The organism is Bradyrhizobium macuxiense (assembly GCF_007993935.1).
GTDB lineage: Bacteria > Pseudomonadota > Alphaproteobacteria > Rhizobiales > Xanthobacteraceae > Bradyrhizobium > Bradyrhizobium macuxiense_A.
Window position 1 is genome coordinate 72666 of sequence record NZ_VITY01000008.1, and the last position, 21651, is coordinate 94316.

General features: G+C 66.0%; 8 protein-coding genes and 1 riboswitch. All 8 genes read right to left on the bottom strand.

The annotated features are described in order from the left end of the window. Positions 1–102 precede the first annotated feature (102 nt). The 8 genes from FBZ93_RS21480 to FBZ93_RS21515 all read right to left on the bottom strand — a co-directional run bounded on the left by FBZ93_RS21480 (position 103) and on the right by FBZ93_RS21515 (position 21625). Positions 103–12258: a filamentous haemagglutinin family protein gene (locus FBZ93_RS21480; protein ID WP_167529151.1), complete on the bottom strand. Its 12156-nt coding sequence runs from the start codon at positions 12256–12258 to the stop codon at positions 103–105. Between the two features lie 211 nt (positions 12259–12469). Further along, the gene (locus FBZ93_RS21485; protein ID WP_146988256.1) at positions 12470–13450 is read right to left on the bottom strand and encodes a FecR family protein; all 981 of its coding nucleotides are present in this window, start codon (positions 13448–13450) and stop codon (positions 12470–12472) included. A gap of 62 nt (positions 13451–13512) precedes the next feature. Continuing rightward, positions 13513–14055 carry an RNA polymerase sigma factor gene (locus FBZ93_RS21490; RefSeq protein ID WP_146988258.1) on the bottom strand — a complete coding sequence of 181 codons (543 nt, stop codon included), beginning with the start codon at positions 14053–14055 and terminating at the stop codon, positions 13513–13515. Beyond that, positions 14052–14738, bottom strand: coding sequence for an STN domain-containing protein (locus FBZ93_RS21495; protein WP_146988260.1), 687 nt, complete (start codon positions 14736–14738; stop codon positions 14052–14054). The genes FBZ93_RS21490 and FBZ93_RS21495 overlap by 4 nt, the downstream gene beginning before the upstream one ends. A gap of 155 nt (positions 14739–14893) precedes the next feature. Then, positions 14894–16387: a PepSY-associated TM helix domain-containing protein gene (locus tag FBZ93_RS21500; RefSeq protein ID WP_146988262.1), complete on the bottom strand. Its 1494-nt coding sequence runs from the start codon at positions 16385–16387 to the stop codon at positions 14894–14896. 2 nt (positions 16388–16389) lie between these two features. After that, a complete protein-coding gene (locus FBZ93_RS21505) occupies positions 16390–18669 on the bottom strand; it encodes a TonB-dependent receptor (protein WP_146988264.1) in 2280 nt (759 codons plus the stop codon). Between the two features lie 106 nt (positions 18670–18775). Next, positions 18776–18971: riboswitch (cobalamin riboswitch) on the bottom strand. Positions 18972–19206: 235 nt separating this feature from the next. Then, positions 19207–20133, bottom strand: coding sequence for a CobW family GTP-binding protein (locus tag FBZ93_RS21510; protein WP_146988266.1), 927 nt, complete (start codon positions 20131–20133; stop codon positions 19207–19209). Between the two features lies 1 nt (position 20134). Then, positions 20135–21625: an amidohydrolase family protein gene (locus FBZ93_RS21515; RefSeq protein WP_146988267.1), complete on the bottom strand. Its 1491-nt coding sequence runs from the start codon at positions 21623–21625 to the stop codon at positions 20135–20137. Positions 21626–21651 lie beyond the last annotated feature (26 nt).

The following is a 21651-nucleotide window of genomic DNA, read 5'->3' on the forward strand; positions in this document are numbered from 1 at the left end:
GCGATCGCAAGCCCGCGCTGCGCGCGAGCCGTCGCAGTCGCGCGACAGCGAGATTTGCATCGCGCTGTCGCTCTTCACCTGCCGCGATCCCGCCCCCTGCCCTCACCTGCCCGACGAGCCCGTCGCGTCGCCGAGGCCGATGACCTGGAAGGCGCTGTTCTCGTTGTAGGTCTGTTTCTCGCGCCGCTTGCGCTTCTGCTCCGGCGTCTCCTCCGGCTGGGTCTCGTCATCGCCACCACCGCCGCCGCCGTAGCCCATGACTTCGACCATGATGATCGAGGGCTGGTCGTTGGTCTTTGGCGGAGGCGGCGCGGCCTGCTGGCTGGCTGCGGTGGTGTTCGACGCGGCCGTCAGCGCGCCGACAGGCGGGCCCTGCACCACCGGAACGCCGGTCGAGGTGCCCTGCACCTGGATGTTGGCGGCGTTGACCACCTGCAGCGCTGCGAGGTTGACGTTGCCCGAGACACGGATGCCGGCTTCGCCTGCGTCGATGGTGCCGAGCGGCGCGATCAGGTCGATGTTTCCGGGTGGCACTTCGGGAATCGGATTGAGCGTCGCGATGCCCGCGCCTGTCGACGGCACGCTCGGCGACAGCTTGACGCTGCCATAGGGGTCGTAGGTGCGCTTGGGCGGCGTGAAGATCGTCGTCGTCTTCGAGCCGCGGCCGGCGTTGATGTCGCCGGTCGCCGACCACGCGATGATATTGCCGCCGAACGTCGTCATGATGCGGCTCTGGCCAAGCAGCACGCTGCCGAGCGAATAGACGTCGATGTCACCTTGCCCTTGCGTGATCAGGCCCGCGCCGGCGCCCGGCGTCACGCCCTCGACCCCGATGATCGTCTGTCCGCCGGGATTGAGGATCTGGATGTCGCCGCCGAACTGCGTCTGAATGCCGGCATCGGCCAGATACGTGGTGCCGTCGCTCTTCTTGGCAACGCCGCTGAACAGGGTGATGTTGCCCGAATACGGGACTGGATTGCCTGACGCATCCTGATCCGGGAACAGCGTGGCGATCGCCTGACGGCCACGCAGATAGCTGCCATGGCGATTGCTGTCCCTGTTGTTGTATTCGCGGCCGCCTTCCCTCAACTCCGCATAGTAGACCTGGCGGACAAACACGCCCTGCTGCTCCATCGGCAGCGTCAGGAAGAAGCTGAGCGCATCGTCCTTCGTGCCTGTGAAGACGTAGAGCTGGCCGTGATGCGAATAGTTCCGGCTCGGCGAGAAGCGGTCGCGCAGCCAGTCGTACAATTCGTCGGCGTAGGTCTTTGCCACCTTGCCGCTGCCTGCGAGCGGCCGACCGTCGCCGGGGAGCTGGTTCGCAGCATTGAAGTACAGCCTGGCGAAATCGGTATAGTCGGGGCCGCCGGCGCCGACACCCGCGATCGTGACGATGCCCGCACCGCCCGTGGTGTTGGATTGATTGACGATATCGCCGACGCTGACCAGCGAGCCGTAGTAGCCCTGGTACAGGTTGCGGCCGGCCTGCAGCTGCAGCAGACCTGGGCCGGCAACGATGACCGATTGATAGAAGATATCGCGGCCGGCCTGCATCAGGGAGATGTCGTTCGGCCCGTTGTTCAGGAATACGCTGGCCACCGGACCGGTGCCGACGATATCGCGACCGGCGATCACCTCGAACGGCTTGGCCGCGGTGTACCAGATGCCGTGGGTGGGAGTGAAACCCGACGAGGCAGATCGCGATTTTGGCTGTGCCTGTCCAAGCGTCAGATCCGCAATGTCGACACCGGCATAGACCAGAGCCGGCTGGCTGTCGCCGGCATGCAGGTTGGAGATCGGCAGATCCTCGCCAAAGGCGATTGGACTTAGCGAATTGTCGCGGAAACCGGCGTTGGCCCAGGCGTTGTTGGTACCGCCGCCGCCGGTGCCTGTGCTGAAGACGGGATTGAACGGCGTCGCCAGCGTGTTCATGCCCGCGCCGGACATCGCAACCACCTGGCTGGTGCCGTAGATCGAACCCGCCGCCAGCAGTTCGAGCTGGCCGAGCGGCGATGGGATCAGCTCGATCGCCGCAGCGCCCTCCGAGAACCTGACATCGCCGTTGGCGGCTGCAACAATCAGCGTTCCCGGGAAGAAGCCGGTGCCGCTGCCGGAGATGCCGTTCAACACCGCCGCGTCGCCGCCGGCCGCGTAAAGATTGATCCCGGTCGACGCCGTCCACAATGTGAAGTTCGACTGCCCGTGGCTCTTCAGCGTCGTGCTGCCGTCCGCATTCCGCACCGTGTAGGCGATGCCGTTCAGATCGACCTGCGCGGCCATGCCCGCATCACCTGCACCGCCCAGCACCACGTCGCCGCGCGCGACGATACTGATGCTGCCGTCACCCGGTATGAACAGCGGACCGATGCCGAGCGAACGCTTGAAGACGTTTGGATCGACCGCGCGCGGATCGTACGAAACGATCGAGGATCCCCAGGTATTCTGAGCCATCGCACCGACGGAGCCGGCACTGACGGTGATGTTGCCGCGCAGATCGGTGATCGACCCGTAATAGTCCCCTGACGGTCCGTAAGGGGTGGTCGGGATCACCGGATTCAATCCGCCGCCCACCTTCACGACAAGGTTGCCACCACCGGTCGCCACCAGCGTGCCGTTTGGCAGAACGCGGCCCGTCGAGGCGACCGCAAGATCAAGGCCGGTCGAGCTGTTGCCGGTCACGCCGGCATTGCGGCCCGCGATCAGGGTCAGGTTGCCGCCACCAAGCGTGCCGATGCCCTGGAAGCCGATGAGTTGCTGGGCGTCGACCCATGGACTGGTGTTGGCAAAGGAGCCGAAGTTGATCCACCATGCGGCCGGATCGGCAGAGGAGCCGCCTCCTTGCAGCCGGAGCCAGTTGGCCGGCAGATTGGAGGCGACGAAGCGGATGTTGTTGTCGGCGATCTGAATCTGGCCGGTGATATCGAGTTGCGCGGTAAGCATGAGATCACCGCCATGTTCGGGATACCATGCATGCGAGCCACCTCCGCTGCTGACGCCGACGAGATCGTAGGGATTGGCGCCGCCAGGTGCCAGGATCGGCGCCGACTGGGTCCCCGCAGTGTAGACGCCATACGGCGTGGCTTCGCTGAAATTGCTGCCGGCACGCAAATCGAGGCTGCCGGTGCCGGTGCGAAGCACACTGAAGAACGTCGCGTTCAGCGTGTCGTTGTAGGCCGGATCGCTCAGCGTCAGGTTGCCGCTCCCGTTCAGCGCCTGCGTCGTCTGCAACGCGCGCTGGTCGGCAGCCGCGAGGTCCGCGCCGGCGACGATGCGGATCGATGCGGAGAGCGAGCCCGCCGCCAGCATGGGCGCTGCCGCGGACGTGGCGGGGACGCCGGCCATGCCCGGATCGGTCTGCAGCGACAGCCCGACGACGGACGTCTCGACCCCGGTGGGGATATAGAGACGATTCAATAGGGTGCCGAATGGAATGACCGTTCCGGAAGGATAGAGGGTGCCGTCGACCGATCGCGGCTGGAAGGCTCCGGGCAGGATGAGCCCACCAGGACGATAGGGGACGGTCCAGCCTCCCGGCTCGGTCACGGAGACAATATTGCCTGCAACCAGGCGCCAAAGCGCAGCCCCCTGCCGGGCGAAATGGATCGTATCCGTGGACAGGTCAGTCGCGGATATCGCCGCATAGGTCGGTGACGTGCCGGAGCCCGGCTTGAAGCCATCCGAGATGCTTCCATTGATGCTCATGCTGCCGCCGGCACGGATCACGAGCGCCATCGGCTCGCCGGCACCGTAGGTCGCTGAGTGCGGATCGCGATCCGCACCGGCGCCGTAGCGATATTTGGCAAGGTCGATATCGCCTGATGTCGAGAGATCGCCGCTCGATGTGATCTGGACGCCCGGCCGCAGGTGGTAGGCGCTGCCGTAAGCCGACAAGCCCGCAACGCGCGTCGCCAACCCGGCGTTGCCCAACGCAGCGCTGATGAAGGCCGTGCTCGCGGTGTCGTAGCCGTCGAGCGTCGTCTGGCTGATGGTGCTGCCGCCCGGCAGGTCATAGGTCCAGAATGCGTTGAGCGCGATACTGTAGGCGCCTCTGATGTTGAGCGGAGCCGCCGCGTTGATGGCGATATCGCCCGAGGTTTCGCCGGTGCGCTGCGCGTTCAGCACCACGTCGCCATAGGCGACGCCGTTCGGCGTGGAGATATCCATGGTCGCGCCCGGCGACAGCGTGAGCACGCCGCCCGCCGCGGTCAATTCGATATGGCCGCGGTTCTTCGCCTCGATCGGCTGGCCGTAGCTGTCGACCTGCAGCACCGTGCCGTGAACATCGAGCACGGCGGTCGGCGCAAGCGCGAGCCCGTTGCCGGCCGAGAGCCGGATGGTGCCCGGCGCGGCGCCGGACGCATCGATGCGGCCGGCGACGAACAGGCTGCCATTGTCGACGGCAATCGCGACGTTGCCGGCTCTCACGCCGTCGCCGACGACCAGGTCGCCATTCCTGATATCGAAGCCGCGGGCATCGAAGAAGCCACCCTGGGTCAACAGCGCATTGAGCGTGGCGAAATCCGCGCTGGACAGCCGGCCAGCCGTCACGCTGAAATCGCCGCTGGCGTAGCCATTTGTCGCGGCACCATTGAGCGCGCCGCCGAGCGTGACCGGTCCATTCGCAGCCGCGATGCTGATCGACCCGGCACCGGCGTTGGTCGCGGAAACATCGATCACGGAGCCGGCAAGCTGCGTCAGACCGCCCTGCGCGCTGTTGAAAATCGCGGTGCCGCCGAAGCCATAGACGGTTGCCCGCTGGATCGTAGACGGCCGACCAGCCAGATCGACACGGCTTGTGGACCCGAGCACGATATCGCCGGTCGCATTGACGACGAGCTTGCCGCTCGGCAGCAGGATCGTGCTGCCGATCCCGACGCTGCCGCCGGTCAGGTCGATCTCGGCGCCGGCCACGGTGGAGCTCGCCGTGCTTGCCGCAAGACCCGCAGGCGCGATCACATTGAGCGCGCGGCCGGCGGCATAGGCCATGATCGATTTCTGCGCGCCGGTGAGCAGCGGCGTCGTCAGCGTCAGGTTGCCGCCGGTGCCGCTCTGGCCGAATATTGCTGATGGATCCGAGCTCGGCGACTGATAGACGAACAGCTTGCTGTTGCCGGCCGAGATAATCCGGGCGTTGCCGATGATGTTGACGTTGCCGAAGCCGTAGATCACGCGGTTCGCAGTCGAGGTGTCGAGCGAAGCGAACTGGCCGAAATCGATCTCATCGGCGACGAGGTTGAACGTGCCGGTTCCGGTGCCCGGCCCGCTCGCGGCGATGGCCGGCGGCGTCGCACCGCTGATGCCGTTCCAGGTGATCTTGCTGGCGGCGATCGTGGAGCTGTCGCCGGCCGCACCGTAGCCGTAGATCGCCGACGCGTTCAGCACCAGATTGACACCGCTGCCGGTGGCGTCGAGACCGGCGCCGCCGAACAGGTTGATCGAATTCGCCGCAGCAAGCGTGATGGTCTTCAACGCCGGCGCGTAATGCAGGGGATCACCGTGGACCAGCGTGTTGAACAGCGCCTGATCGAACAGCAAGCCGGCTGGTGCGCCGGTCGCTGTGATCGTCGCAGCGTCCCCGATATTGATGGTGCCGACCGCGAGCGAGATGTTGGCCGATCCGAAATGGGCCGTGGGATCGATCGTCGAAGCGCCGTTGGTGGAAAGCACCAGCGTCCCTTCGGAATAGAGCGATGCGCCGGCTCCGATGGTAATCGAGCCGTTGCCAGCATTCGAGGGCAGGAAGTTGACGTCGCCATTGGACAGCGCCAGCACTGTGAGCCGGTTCGACGTATAGCTCATGCCGGTCGATGCGGAATCGAACGGGACTGCGCCCTGCCCGACGGTGCTGAGTGTCACATTGTTGCCGACGGTGATATTGCTGCCGATGAAGAACATCTCTCCGGCAGAGAGCGAGACACCATCGCGAATGAACAGATCGTTCCCCGCCAGGCTGTAGGGCTGATCGAGCAGCAGCGTGCCGTTGTTGATCGTGATGGTTCCGTTGACCAGCAGACGCGGCGCCTTGAGTGCGTTGATATCGGCCGCACTGACCGAGGTACGGGTGTATCCCGGCGTCGGCGCATCAGCATAGATCTCGCCGACATTCATCAGCATCACCTGACCGGCGTTACCACCCTGCGCGCCCTGGAACAGCGCCGTGCCGTTGAACATGAGCGCGGGACCGGCCGGAGTGGCGCCCGGTATCTCGAACTGGATCTCGAGCGTCTTGCCATCGCTCGGCAGCAGCGGACGCACGCCGCCGAATTGCGTCACGCCGGCAAGCAGGAAGTCGCTGTAATTCTGCTCGTTGAATTGCGAATATTTGCGAACGGAAGTGCCCGCAGTGATCAGCGCCGTCACCGGCAGGCTGCCCCGGATCGCGGTGTTGGCGATGCCGGTGGTGACCGCAGCGGCGTAGGTGCCGTTGCCGATCGTGATCGGATTGCCGGCCAGGGTCGTGGTGCTGGCCCCGAGCTCGACGCGATATGCGCCGGGCAGCAGCGCATAGTTTGACGGCAGCAGCGTGTATGTCCCCGCCGGCAGTCCCGGGACGCCGGACGGAATGGTGACCTGCTGACCAATCACGGGATCACCGGCGCCATTCTCGGGCGCAATCGGCGCGTAGGCGGACCCATAGCCAGGCAGGATGGCGTAGACCTTGTCGGTCGCCTTGCTGACAGGCGTCGCGGGATTGGCGTTGACGAGCGGCGTGTTGATCACGTTGACCGAGCCGCCGCGTCCGGAGACGAAGCCCGCACCGGTGAGCGTGCCGCCCCCCGACAAATCCAGGATCGCGCCGCTCGCGACGTTGATCGACTGTCCATCGAGCACGATTCCGGTTTGCGGCGCGTTGTTGGGCAGGCCGATCGTGCGAACGGCGCCGCCGTTATAGTTGTAGGTAACGCCGTCGATCGTACCGCCATAGGGGATGGTCAGGCCCGCCATCGAGACCGAGGTCAGGCTGCCCGGCAGCAGATCGAGCCGGGGCGTAAAGACGGGCCAGCCCACGCCGAAGGTCAGGAGCCCGAGCGGCGCACGGACGATACCGCCTTGCTCGATCACCGGCGCCTGGAATGCGAGCTGGCCGAACACGGACAGCGGCGCATCCGGAACGGTGCCGGTGGTGCGTCCGATGGTCAGCGTCGTTGCCGGATCGGGATTTCCACTGCCTGCGATGACGGTCGCTACGGCATTGGTCGCCGGATAGATCTGCGCGGCAAGGAGTTCCAGATTGCCGCCGGTCGACAGCTGGGTCGCGATCACTCCGGGCATCGACAGGAAACGGATGTCGCCTTGGCTGACGAGCTTGGTCGACTGGAATCCCGGCGCATACATGTTGTTCGGCGAACGCGCCGAAAAACCGACGAGGCCCTGGATGTCGATCTGATTTGCGTCGGCCTCGAACGTCGCGGTGGTCGGCGATGCCGTACCGCCGGGATTGCGTATGCTTCCACTGATGGTCCCATCCGGGACGTTGGCTTGCGGCTCGCGGAACAGGATGTAGGGCGCCGACACGCGCACATTGCCGGTCGTCGCCGGCATCGAGGGATCGATCGGCCCGGAAACCGGAGCACCCGACGTGAACGCTGCCGCCGTCAGCGTCAGGCTGCGGCCCAGCGCCAGCGAGACATTGCCCGAGAACTGCATGTAATCGCCGGACGTCAGCGTGAGACTGTCAAACCCGCCGGCCTTCGCCATGTCGGCGCTCACCGTGGCCTGACCGAACTGCAGATGCGGCGCGCCGGTTCCGGGGGCGATATCGTCCGGCAGCAAGGAAGCCTGACGCCCCTGCACCACGGTCATCACACTTGGAACGATCACATTGGACGGCGCCGTACCGTTGGGGAAATAATTCTGGTCGAAATTCGGCGTGGTGAGCGCGATCGACAGGTTGCCGCCGGCGGCATTGCTGCCGCCGGAAAAGGCGTGCATCTCGCCGTCGAGATAGAGACCGCTCTGCGACGCCAGCGTAATGGAGCCGCCATTGGTCGGCATGATCTGCGGCCTGCTGGCCGACGCCGCGCCACCCGCGGCAAGGTCGATCGCAACCCGGGTCCCGTCGGCATTGAGTTCGGCGCGCGGGCGCACGACCACGAAGGCACCGCCACCGTTGATGGTGATGGAGCCGCCGTCGCTCGCTCGCCCGAATAGACGTCCTGCTGTATCGGACGCCTGATAGATCGAGCCCGAGACATCGAGCTTGGCCGCAGCATCGAGCCAGATCGAAACGCCGCGGCCGTTGCCATTCAGGTCGAAATTACGGGCCGCATCAACCTTCGCGCTGTAGGCGTCGTTGGTCAGATTGATGCTGCCGCCATGCGCGGTGAGACTGCCGAACACGCTGATCTGGCCGAAGGCATCGAGCGTGATGCTCTGGCCCGGATCGACGCTGACCGAGGCGCCGTCGCCAACCACGATCGCGCCGCCGCCGACGAGCGGACCGCCCCCGGACTTCAGGAGCGAGCGCAACGTAAGGCTTACGCCGCCGCGTTGAGCGATCGTGGCCTTGACCGGATCCGCGGTGAACAGCGGCGGCGTCCACAACATCAACGCCGACGACGGGTCACCGCCGGAAGGTGCAGCATAGCTGCTCGCCGTGAACCGGTAGACCGGCATCGACGCCGCAACCACGGTGTTGTTGGCCACCACGACACCCAACCCGCCATTGATGTCGTAGTTCGAGAATCCGGCGGTGAAGAACGAGTACTGCAACGCAGGCGCAGGCTCGATCGCCACGGTTTGCGGCAACACCGTCGCCGTCGGAATAATGGTTCCGACCGGGTAGGTCATCGGCGTCGAGTAAACCGTTCCGGCTGCGTAGGTGACCTGATAAGGCCTGACCGGGAGGCCGTTCGGGAAGATGTCAGAGGGAACGAGCGTGCCGGCCGGAATTTTCCCGCTTCCCGACCAGTTGGTGATGACCGAGCCAGCAGGCAGGATCGAGGAGCCGCACGGCCATCCACCGTAGCAGCCATTGCTCGTATTCGCATACAGTCCGGGCGGCACCTGCCAATCCGCGCCAGTTGGTCCGCTGGGCGGCGTGTCGCTCAGCGAGACATCGGAGAGCAGCGGCGTATTGTAGGTCATCGTGGTGAGGGTCAGCGTCAGCGCAGCCGGCAGCGGTTGCCCCGCGGGAATCGTCAGCGCCTCCTTGAGCTTCACCGCAGCCGGCGCCGGCATGCCGGCAGGCAGGATGCCGCCCGCCAACGCGGCGTTGTCGCCGATCAGGATATTGCCGGGCGTCGAGATCGTCAGCGTACCGCCGCCCGTGACGCCCCAGGCGCGGATCGTACCGTCGAGAACGAGTGTCCCGTCGCCGGGCGTTCCGGCGTCCTGCTGGGTCTGCCCCGCGGTGATCGTGACGTTGCCGCCCTTGCCGCCTTGCGTCTTGCCATTGGCGAGAATGGCTCCGCCGGAGGACACGTCGATCACGCTGCCGGCAGCGAGCGTGACGTTCTGCAAGGAATTGAAGGTGACGTTGCCGCCGTCGACGAAGGCAAGGCCCGATGCATCCTTCGGATCGACGAGCGCGTTGACCCACAGGCCGCGCGTATCGATGACGGCGCCGGACTCCAGCGTCAGCGACGCGCCTCCGGTCGCGTTCGTCAACGTAACCGTGCCGTTTGCCGTATTGAGAATGTTGGTGACCGTGACGCTGCCGGAGCGCGCAGTGATGTCGGCTGCGATATCGACGGTCGGGGCGGTCAGCTTGATCTGCGCACCCGGCGCGAATTGCAGCGGCGCGTTGACGGAGATCTTGTTGCCCGTGTTGATGTTGAAGCCGCCGAGGCCGAAGCCGCTGAGCGTCGGCGCATCGAAATAGGCGGTGTTGACGCGACCGGTCGGCAGCGCCGAGGTCGCGTCGAGGCCGCCTGCGATCGACGCCACATTGCCGAACGACACGTCGGTGTTGTAGGCGTTGGCAAGGCCGTAGCCGTTGTACTGGCCGAGCGCCAGCGTGCCGGCGAGCGGCGCGGTGTTCTGCGTCAGCTTGTAGCCATCGGTGACAGCCGCCGGGCGCTTGGTGAGCTGCGCTTCGCCGTCGATCACATTGGCGAGGATCGCACCCTCGAACACCGAGGTCGGGGTCGCGAGAATGAGGCCGCCTGCATCGCGCCCCACGGTGTAGCCGTTCTCCCAGCGGCTGCTGCCCTTGCCGAATGGGCTGAGATAGACCTCGACGACGTTCCAATGCGCGTGATTGACCACGAAGCCGTTCGCCACCGCGATATAGGTCAGGTTGGCCGGCGCATCGTCGGCATTGTAGATGCGGCCGTCATTGCCGAGCAGAAGCGTCTGCCGCACATACCCGCTCTGATACTGCACCGCTCCGCCGGAGATGTTGAAGAGCGAGCCTCGCTGCGCCACCACCTCCGGCGCCGATAGCGTGATGGTGCCGCCGACCGCGGTCCATTCGCCGATCTTGTGCGCGGTGTTGTTGAGGTAGCCCGAGACCTCAAGGAGTCCGCCGGCGGTGTAGTAGCGGTCCGTCGCATAGCCACCGGTGCCGGCAGGCACCAGCGTGAGATCACGCGCGTCGATCCACATGTTGCTGTTGAGCAGCGTGCCGCTGTCGCGATTCTGCGGGCTGTCGCGCAGCTCGTTGCCCTGGACGTTGACCTTGATCGAATTGGCCGACACCGGCAGCACGGTCCCGGTGGTGCCGGAGACGTCGATGACGGAGCCGCTCTCCGCGAATACGCGCTTGCCGGCGGACGCCGTCACCTGGCCGCCCTGCGCCATGGTCAGCGAGCCATTCCTGAAATCGATCGTGCCGCCGGTGACGATCTCGATCCGCGACTGATCGGGGCGATCGGACAGCTTCGAGAGATTGTCGAACTGGCCGATGGTCAGCTGATTGGGGCCGGCCGATGCGATCAGCGCATCGCGCTGCGAATTGAACGCGGTCGCGTTCGGATCGATGCCCGAGATCAGCGCAGCGGCGGCATCGGTCTCCGGCAGGATCAGGCTGATGCCGTTGTTGGTCAGCGTGACGCTGCCGGTGGCATCGGACGCCGAATTGAGCAGATGGATGGTGCCGCGCTGATTGACCGAGGTGGTGGAGACGAGGATGCCGTCCTGAGTGACGGCATGGCCGGCCAGCGTGATGTCGCCCTGCTGGGCGAGGACGAGACCGGTGTTCGTGACCGTGCCGCTGGCGCTTCCGCTGCGCAGCATCGGCGCGATCTCGTTGCCGCGCGTGGTCGAGTTCTGGTTGGCGTTGGTGCCGTAACCGGCGCGCAGGGCAAAATCGTCGCCGGCCGCGAACTGGGTCTGCCCCCTCGGCGTGGTGATGGCGCCGGCATTGTTGACCTCGGTACCCATCAGCAGCACGAAGCCGCCGCCCGCCGTCACCAAGGACGGCGCATTGGTGGTGATCAGCGCGCCGCTCTCGACCACGATCTTGCCGCCGGCGCCGGTGAAGCTCGGCGCATAGACGATCATTGCTCCGCTGCCGGTCGTGGTCGAGTAGATGCCGTTATTGAGGAATTGATTGTCGGCGATATTGGCGCTGGAGGCGATCAGCGAGCCGACATTGATCTGGCTCGCGCCGCCGAAGATGATGCCGTTCTGGTTGATCACCAGCACCTGACCGGGAGCGGTGATGCGGCCGAGAATCTGGCTCGGGCCGGTGTTGCCGACCACGCGGTTCAGCGCAGTCCAGCTGCCGGCCTGCTGGTTGAAGTTGAGCGTGGTCTGGCTGCCGACGTTGAAGCTCTGCCAGTTGAGGATCGCCTGCGGCGCGGTTTGATTGATGGTGACCGTGGTCTGGCCGCCGCTTGCGGTCTGGCTCGGCAGCGCAGCGCCTTGCCAGAGGCTGGAGCCCGGCGTGGCGCCCGACGCAACCTGAAGCCCGCCCGCAGCAAGGCCGTTCGGCACCGCGACTTGCGGCAACGTGGTCGATCGCTGCGAGGCGGCAGCCGCGTTGCGCGCGGCGGACTGTGCAGCCTGCAGCGCCTGGATGGCCCGGGTCGCGCGCGTCAGCGCACCCTGGCTTTGCCGGGCGACTTCGGTCGCCTGATGGGCCGCAGCCGTTGCCGCATCACTGGCGATCGTCGGCGCTGACGTCGTCGTCGCGAAATTGCCGAACGGGCGCGCCGACACGTCCTCCAGCCCGGTCAGCAGCAGCGCCAGCGTGCTGGTTCCCGCGAGCAGCATTGAGCGGGATGCCAATCCGATCCGCTGGCGCGGAGGAAGCGGCGCGACCCGGCGCTGATCGAGACGGGAACGGCGGGCAACGCGCTGACGAGACGGCATGGAATGTCCCCTGGGAACAACGGACGGAAAGCTGCGCAGATCGGATCTGCTCAGGTGCTCGTCACACGGCGAGACCGTATGCCGGGCTTCTCGTCCCCAAGGACGCCATTTCATCGGCGGGACCGAACAACAAAATCGCACGCTGCATCACAATCCCCGCGCACCCGCGCCCCGCGCACACGCGACGCACGTTCTCATGGCTCGCCCGACATCAGCTCAGCAGCACGATGCCACCGGGCAGGTGTCGCGCCTTCGCGCCGAAAATTTGCTGGAACATGTTCAGGATACCATCGACATTGTCGATGCGGAACCGGCCGTTGACGAGACGGCGTTCCAGGTCCGCATTCGTCACCATGACCTTGCCCGGGCGGTAGCGATTGATCTCCGTCACGACGTTGCCAAGCGGAGCGTCATGAAAGATCAGCATTCCGTCGCGCCACGCCGTCACCTCGGTGGGATCGACCGCCATCGGCGCGGCGAGGCCGAGCGCCGCATAGCTGACCTGCTGCCCTGCGCGCAGCAGCGCGACGGCGCTGTGACGGCTGACCTGCACCTCGCCATCGAGACACGTCACGCAGGTGCTGTGCGGCTCGTGGCGGACGTTGAATTGGGCCCGGCGCGCACGCATCTCGCCGTCGCCGGCAACGACGCGCACCTCGCGGCTCGCGGAGACTGCCGCGATCACCGCTTCCCCGGTCAGGATCTCGATGCGATCCTGGCTGGCTTCGCCCGACTGAACGTTGACGCTGGTTCCGGTGTTCAGCGTCACCTTGACGTCGCCATCGATCGTGAGCTTGCGCTGCTCGCCGGCAGCGGTGCGATAATCCGCCATGACGTCCCGTAGCGACGGCCACAGCTGCAGGGGTGGCGACACCACGAGATAGGCGGCAGCCGAGGTCGCAAGCGCGCCGCCGAGCACCGCCCGCCGCGTCATTCGCGGCTGCGGCCTGACCGCGGCCAGGATGGAATCGCCGCGCCGCTTCAACAGGTTGGCGCCGGCCGGGCCGAGTTGATCCCAGAGCAGGCTGGCCTGCGCCAGCGCCTCCGAATGCGCGCTGCTCTGGTTGCCCCAGCGCTTGGTGTCCTCGATGTCCCGCCGGGAGGCCTGCCCCGAACCGAGCCGCTGGACGCGTGCAAGCGCCTCGCTCTCGATCGCGGTCAGCTCCTCCGGCGGTTCGTCGCTACGGCTCATCGATCGGGCGTTTCTCTCGGCACCACTTCCATCCAACTGCGTAACACTCTGACGCTCTCCTATCAGGACGTTTCCCGCGGCGCCGGACCGAAACGCCTGGTGACTTTCTTACCAAACCGCTTGGCGCAATGCTCCAGCGCGGCTTTCAGCTCCAGCTCCACCAGCCGCTGGGAAACCCCGAGACGCTCGGCGATTTCCCGCAGCGGGATGCCTTCCAGGCGGGATGCCAGCAGGATCGTCCGACGGCGCGGCGTGAGCTCCTCAAGCACCTGCTCCAAGTGCGCAATCTGCTCGCGCGATTCGACCTCCCGTTCCGGCCCGGGCGCCGCGTCGACGATCTCGAGCATCGGCTGCACCTCGAACCGCTTGATCCGGCGCGTCTCCTGGCGCTCCCGGCTGATCGCAAGATTGAGCGCGCTGCGCAGCAGGTAGCCGATCGGGCTGTCCACCACGCCCGGACCGTTCTTGTCGCGCAGATGCAGCCACGTCTCGTGCAGGGTCTCGCGCGCCTTCTCGTCGCCGAGGCGCCGCGCAAGGCGGCGGCGAAGCTCATCGTAGCGCTCAACGAGCACCTGCCGAAGCGTCGTCCAGGTGGTCTCCGTCATCGCGCGACCAGTCCCCGGCGTCGCGGATCCCGGGCAGCACAGTCGCCGGTTTCGGAAGGCGGCCGCGGCGTCACCGCCATCATGACGGGCTGCGGCATGTCCGGTGGCGGCGGCCGGCCGATCGCCACGGCGCGCAACATGGCGGCGATGGCCTGGTCACGCGCGCCGTCGTCGGTCGAACCAAGCAGTTGGGGCTGCAGCACTTCGCCCGCATGCCCGATCCAGAACCTGAATTTGATCCGATAGCCCCCCGGCGCGGTCAGCGCGGAGCGGCAGAACGCCTCCTCGACACTGCTCTGGACGGCCGCAAGATATGGCATGAAGCTGCGCATCGACGCTGTCTGCGGCGCAGTAGCCGCAGGCACGATCGTAAAAGTGTTTGCTGCGGCATAGACCGCGACCAGGCCGGTTCCTTCGAGCAGAACCTGCAACGCCATGTCAGGCGTCATCGATCCCTTGACGGCCTGCGCGCGGCGTCCTCCGGCCAGTGTGGCGTCATACACCAGCTGCAGACCGGTGGCCGCGCTGTAGGCATCGAGCGCCGAGACCAGGGGTTGCCCCCCAATATCGAAATCGACCGTTGCCGGCGTTCGAACTGATTCAGGGCTCCCGGCCATCGTTACCGTCTGGATATTCCCGGCTACGAGAGTGCCTATGACCAGGGCGAGAAAGCGCTGCCACATCCGATCATGCTTCGCGCGCAGCCCAATCTTCCGACCCATTGAACAAAGTGCATGAGGCGCCGCCTTGATCCTCAAGCCCCGGCGGAACAGCACGATCCATCGGTGATCGATACAGCCGTTCGTCAAGTCAGCGGCAGGCGCAACATAGAAAGAGATTATGACAATCTGCTAACACGCGCGGCGAGCGCGGATCGCACCTTCCGCCGCCGCAGCCGGCGCCATCCGATTACGATACCGCTGATCGAGACGACCGTGCCGACCGCGGACAGCAGCCACACCACGACGTCGCGCGCCGGCCAGATGCGCAGCAGCAGCGGGAAATCCAGGCTGTGCAGCGCGTTGAACAGCCAGCGATAAGACCTGCGGCTGTCGTCGCTGCGGTCGAATATCTCGGCGGTAACCGGAGAAATATGCAGCCAGGTGTGGGCGGGATCGTCGAAGCCGATGCGCAACACCGGAAGCTCGCGCTGATGGTGCAGCGTGTACCAGTAGGCGTCCGGCTCATCGAGCTGCTGCGCCGATATCATCGCAGCTCCCGGCATCGCGCCCCGCGCGGCCGCGACGATCTCGTCCTGCGAGAGCGTCACGGGCGCGCCGGTCGCGGGATCGGCGAGGCTGCGACGGCCGGTGCTGTCGTCGAGCACCATCAAGGGGCGTCTGCCGATCCAGACGAAGCGCGCCTCCACCGCCGGTAGCGGCGGCGGCGACTGCAAGCGCGCGACGATATCGGGCGCGTCGTGGCCGCTGTAGCCGGTCGCGATCTCGCGCGTGAGCCCGCGGCCGGAGAACGCGCCGCCGGGATTGAGCGACAGCCAGCCGCTGAACATCCAGGTGAAGACGAAGATGCCGCCGATCAGGCCGGCGATATGATGCCATGCCATCCAGCCGCGATAGGGCGAGACGGCGCCATCAGCATAGCGGCGCGTCAGCCGCAGGCGGAGGATACCGATCCAGAAGCCGGTGACGGCGACCACGAGGCAGATGCCGGAGATCCACAGCACCACGTCCCGCCACAGCGGGCCGTCCTTGCGCAGCACGGTCGGATAGATCCAGTGCGGGATCGAACCGAGCCAGTTCCAGATGCGCTCGCGCCGCGTGGTGTCGAGCGCGATCTCGCCGCTGCGCGAGGAGACGTAGAGCTCGGTGCCGTCGGGATCGCCAAGGCCGATCAGATAAAGCGGCCGCAGCGGATCGAACCGTGCGGTAACCGACCATTGGTCTCGCGTCACGGTATCGAGCAATTGCGGCTGCACCGCATGCGGATGATGGGCGGCGATCGCCAGCGCCTGATCCGGCGTGATGCCGTCGATCACGCGGCCGTCGATCGCAGAAATGGTGACGGCAGCTTCCTTCCAGCAGGTCACGCGATAGACCGGAACGTCGTCCACCATCGAGAGCCGGAGATCGCGTGGATAATGCTCGACGCCCGCAATCGCCATCGCACGATCAGGCGCGACCTGCACCTTGTTCCAGAGGATGATCGGGAGCGCAGCGAGTCGCTCGCCGTCGGTGAGGCGCGGAAAGGCCACGTACATCATGACGAGGCCGGAGATGAACCACATCGCGAACAAGAGGCACGTCGCAATGCCGATCCAGCGATGGACGACATAGAGCCATCGCCGCGCTCGCCGGATCAGAGCCTTGCGCATGCTCAGAACTTCACGTTGACGGACAGTTCGGCGGTACGCGGCATGCCGAGAAGCCACTGCCCCGTGCCGTTTGAAGTCACCGCGTAAACCTTGTCGAACAGATTGTAGACGCGGAACGCGATCGTGGTGCGGTCATCCGGCTTCCACTTGATGCCGCCATTGACCACATTGTAGCCTGGCCGCAACTGGGTGTTGGCGAGATCGGAATACATCGCGCCGACCATCTGCACGCCGCCATAGGCCGACCAGTTGGGCGCGAAATCCCAGGTCAGCCAGACGTTCGCGACCTGCTGCGGCACGTTGACCGGGACATTGCCGTTGTAGCTGACGACCTTGCCGCCGACCACCTGGCTGTTGTTGTCATATCGGGCGCGCAGCAGCGCAAGATTGGCATCGACGCGCCAGCCATCGTTCAGCGCAAGTCCGACCGATCCTTCGACCCCGCGCGATGACTGCTGGCCGATCTGCAACGCCAGGCCAGCCGTAGGATTGCCGGGATCGGGAATCGTCAGGCCGGTCTTGACGATCTCGTAAGCAGCCAGCGTCCACTCGCCGCGGCCGCCCCAGAACGACTGCTTGACCCCGATCTCGGTCTGCTTGCCGGTCGCGAGCTGGAAGGTCTTCTGCGAGGTCGACAGCGAGATCAGGTTGCTGACCGGATCGACGCCGACCGCATACTGACCATAGAACGCAAGGTTCTTGATCGGCTCGTAGACCAACCCGGTACGCCAGCTGGTACCCGCCAGCGTGGTCTCAAAACTGTTCGCCGGCGTCTTGTAATCGGTGCGATCGACCTCGGGACGATCGTACCTGACGCCGGTGACGAGTGACAACTGGTCGGTCAGCGACAGGCGATCTTCCGCAAATAATGCGTATTGATTGACGATCGCGTTGAACCCGGGCGTGGTCGCCGTGGTCGTCGCGAAGAACGATCCGGTATCGAACACGTAAGGATTAACCGATGACGCGCCGCCATAGGGCGAATTGTTGGTGTGGGTGAAGTCGATCCGGTTGACGTCAAAGCCGGCAACGAACTGGTTTGCAAGCCCGAACACATGACCGCTGAAGGTCGTATCCATCCGGTTGCCGACCTGCTTCTGGTCGTGGAAGATCTCGATATAGCTCGTGCGATCGATCAGCTGGGTCTTCGGATTGAAGGTGTAGTTCTCGATGTCGCGCCAGTGCCGCTCGCTGGTCAGATAATACAGCGTGTTGTTGACCTTGATGCCGTCGGCGATGTCCCACTCGGTCCTGAACTGGGTCCAGCTGTCCTGGTAGCGGATCGCGCTGTCGGATGCGTTGTAGTTCTTGAAGCGCAGCGCGTCCTGGATTGCGCCGTTGATCAGCGGGGTGCCGAAATAGCGCGACGGGCTGCGGTCGGCATAGTCTTCCGACAGCGTGAAGGCGAGATTGTCCGACGCCTGCACCCGCACGGCAGCCGAGACCACCGCATTCGAGGTCTTGTCGCGATCGACCCAACCGTCCGACATGTTGCCGGTGGCGTTGATGCGGTACGACACATTGGGATTGATCGGACCGGTAGAGTCCACCGAGAGCCGCCGCGTCATGTTGCTGTCGAGCGAGACCTCGGCCTCGTTGTAAGGCGTATTCTGCGGCTTCTTCGGGATCACGTTGATGACGCCGCCGATCGCCCCCTCGCCGTACAGCACCGAGGCTGGCCCGCGCAGCACCTCGATGCGCTGCGTCGACCAGGTGTCGTAAGGAAACGTCAGGGTGCCGGAGCCGATATAGAACCGCGTGCCGTCATACAGCGTCATCACCGAGTTGCTGCCGGCAAAGCCGCGGGTGCTGAACGACAGGCCGCCATTGCCGGGCGCCGGCGTTGCGATGAAGCCGACCGCGTTCTGGGTGACGGCATCGAGCACATTGTGCTGGCCGCGTTCGGCGATGGTCTGCGCCGTGATGATCTCGACGCTGGCCGGCGTCTGCAGCGGCGTCAGATTGAGGCGGCTGCCGGTGCCGCCCGGCGTGGTGGCATTGAGTGTCGGCGACGCCGCGCCCGATGCGCCTGACGCTGCGGCACGCGGCGCGGCGCCGGCTACCGCGGCCGTCGCCGGTCTGGCACGCTGCCGCGCCGCAGCGGTGTTGCTGCTTCGCGCCGCGGGTTTGGGCTTCACGGATGCCGAGGGGGCGACCTCGATCGGATCGAGCGTGGTGGGTGGAGCTGTTTGTGCCGAAGCGTCAGCCGGCAGCAACAATGATGAGAGGGAGCAGACGAGACCGAGGCGCCAGTTGCGCACAACGGAAGAAGACGAGGACATGAAACGACTCGCGGTAACGTGGCACGTCACCGCGAACGCGGACTGGCGCATTGCCCAAAAGGCAGTGCTCCGATCCCACCAGGACGCCCCCGCCCGATGTGCTCGCGTGTGACCACGACTGACGGCAGGTCTCCTGGCTCACGGGTCATCGCCTGTCGACGCCTTCCCGGGCCTGATGGCCCAGTGGCAAATTGACGAAAGGCTCGCCGTTTACAGTTGCGGGGACAGCTGCGGCGTTGAGAGTACTCTCGCACCGCATTCCCTTTTGATCCCCGAAGGGAACCGTCGGCAAAAACGATAGGTGGTGGACGCAGAGCTGTCAATTCGACGCGATTGTCGCACGCATGCTTTGCGGGATGGTGCTGCGGCGACGACACAGCGACATCTACGCTTTGACGCCGAGCTCTCTCTAACTCCGTCATCCTGAGGAGCCGCGAAAGCGGCGTCTCGAAGGATCGACGGCCACCAGCCGGGCCGTCGACCCTTCGAGACGCGCTACGCGCTCCTCAGGGTGACGGGAGGCTTACCTTCATCTCATTAGCCGTCGACGCATCCCTGCATGATCTCATCGATCTCGGCGCGCGAGAGAGCGCCCATCTCGGCGATGAACACCAGCCGCGTGCGTGGCACGCCGGGCGCAGGCACGCCGCCGGCCGCCAAAGTCGCACGCCCGCCCGCGAGTTGAAATACCGTCAGCCGTCCGGGCTGCTCCACCGTCTCGAACAATCCCTTCGCCCGCGCCAGCTTCGGCGCCAGCCTGCCGATCGCCTGCTGCAAGCGCGGCAGCCGCACCGGCCGCTCCGAGGTCCAGCTCAGCGTCTCGAAGCGATCGGTCGCTGGCCGTCGCGGCGCGGTCTCGCGCGGCGCCGGCACATGATCGAGATCCGCTGGAAACAGCAGCGACGCCGGCACCTCGCCATGCAAGGCATCGACGATCACCGCCGCCGGACGCACCGCGCGTATGGCGTCGCGGATCGCGGCGCAGGCGGCTGCATCGGCGAGATCGACCTTGCTCAGCGCCACCACATCCGCCGCCCGCAGCTGCGAGCGCAGCAGCGCATCATCCAGCGCGGTCACCGGCTGCGTCGCGTCGACGACGCAGAGCACCGTCTCCAGCGGCGCCTCCTTCCAGATCACGGGATCCATCAGGTTGCGGACGATGTCGGCGGGATCGGCGATCCCGCTGGTCTCGATCACGATGAACTCGGGACGCGGATCACGCCGCAACAGTGTCGCGAGCGTGCGCAGCAGGTCGCCCTCCAGCGTGCAGCAGATGCAGCCATTGCTCAGGCTGACCACGCCGTCGCTGGCGCCGGCGATCAGCTCCGCATCGATGTTGATCGCGCCGAAATCGTTGACCACGGCGGCGATGCGCTTGCCTTGCGCATGCGCCAGCAGATGGTTGACGACCGTGGTCTTGCCCGCCCCGAGAAAGCCCGCGACCAGCAGGATCGGGACCGGCACCTCAGCCCCCAGCGACGGGCCGGCGCACCGGCCGGCCGGGACGTGCCGCGACGTCGAGGACGCCGTCATTGATCAACGGCTGGCCGCTGACCACGAGGTGACGCACGCCTTCCGCCGGACGATTCATCGCCGAGAAGGTCGCGCGGTCGCTCAGCGTCTCGAAGTCGAACACCACGACGTCGGCATCGGCGCCCGCCTGCAGCCGGCCTTTGGCGCGCATCGCCGGCGTGCTCGCCGACAGGATCTCGGCCGGGATCAGCGCGCATTTGCGGATGCCCTCGAGCAGCGACACCTTCCGACGCTCGCGCACCCATTCGCGGATGAAGCGGGTGAAGCAGCCGGCCGAGCGCGGATGCGAGGTGGCATCGTCAGGCAGGGGCCAGGCGTCGCCGGTGTAGGGGCGGCCGTCCGACAGCGTCCACGGCATCGCGTCGGAGGCGATCGCACCGCCCGGATACAGCACCGCCATGTCGAGCAGGTCGCGATGATGCGCGTTGTTCTCGATATCGAGCACATGCCACAGCACCAAGGTGGAAGGCTCTGCGGCCTGCGCCGCCAAAAGCTCCTCACGGCTGCCGAAGCGGTGCCCGTCGGTCACGCGCTGCACCGAATCATAGCCGAGGCCGTTGCGCTCCTCGAACTTCGGATCGCTGAAGAAGGTCGCCGCCAGAACGGTCGAGCCGGTGCCGTAGGGATAGGCTTCCACCGTGATCGGCAGGCCCTGCGCCTGCGCTTTGGCGATCAGCGCAACGCAGCGTTCGATGTCGGTCTTGCTCGACGAGTTGAAGTGGCAGATGTGCATATGCGCGCCGGTGGCGCCGGCATAGCCGATCAGGCGGATATAGGCCTCGGCCGCGCTCTCCGGATCGATGCGCGACATGTAGGCGACGTGGGTGAAGGTCGGCACCGCATGATCAGCCGCGAGCTGGCACACCGCGGTCAATTCCTGCACGCCGGCGCCGGGCGCATAGGCGTTGAGGATGCCGATGCCGATGCCGCCCTCGTTCAATCCGTTGGCAAGGCGCTCGAGGATGCCGCCGACCTCGCCGTCGGTCGCCACGTTCTCGATCCAGCGCCGATCGCGCATCGCTGCGCCGAACGATTCCAGCGAGCTTTCCGAATTCGAGCCGGTCATCGCGCCGATCCGCGCGAACGCCCAATTCGCGGCGGCGCCGTAGTTCAGCACCCGGCCCTTCTCGGCCTGGCGCTTGTACCAGGACGCCACCGGCAACACGCCGGCCTCGAGGTCGAGCGATGTCGTCACCCCGTCGAACGCCTGCATGCGATCGGCCGGAATGGTCTGGCCATGTGCGTGCAGGTCGATGAAGCCGGGTGCCACCACGAGGCCGGTCGCGTCGATCTGACGCTCGGCGCCGCCGAGCCCGGTCCCCACCGCGGCGATCTTGCCGTCGACCACCGCGACGTCGCCGATCGCGTCCATCCCGCTGGCCGGATCCACCACCCGGCCGCCGCTGATCACCAAGCCACCCATTTCGCCACTCCCCGCATTCCGAAACC

Bases quoted from the DNA above. Each gene is read 5' to 3' on its own strand.
- FBZ93_RS21480 (WP_167529151.1), bottom strand. From the start codon at position 12,258: ATGCCGTCTCGTCAGCGCGTTGCCCGCCGTTCCCGTCTCGATCAGCGC.
- FBZ93_RS21485 (WP_146988256.1), bottom strand. From the start codon at position 13,450: ATGAGCCGTAGCGACGAACCGCCGGAGGAGCTGACCGCGATCGAGAGC.
- FBZ93_RS21490 (WP_146988258.1), bottom strand. From the start codon at position 14,055: ATGACGGAGACCACCTGGACGACGCTTCGGCAGGTGCTCGTTGAGCGC.
- FBZ93_RS21495 (WP_146988260.1), bottom strand. From the start codon at position 14,738: ATGTGGCAGCGCTTTCTCGCCCTGGTCATAGGCACTCTCGTAGCCGGG.
- FBZ93_RS21500 (WP_146988262.1), bottom strand. From the start codon at position 16,387: ATGCGCAAGGCTCTGATCCGGCGAGCGCGGCGATGGCTCTATGTCGTC.
- FBZ93_RS21505 (WP_146988264.1), bottom strand. From the start codon at position 18,669: ATGTCCTCGTCTTCTTCCGTTGTGCGCAACTGGCGCCTCGGTCTCGTC.
- FBZ93_RS21515 (WP_146988267.1), bottom strand. From the start codon at position 21,625: ATGGGTGGCTTGGTGATCAGCGGCGGCCGGGTGGTGGATCCGGCCAGC.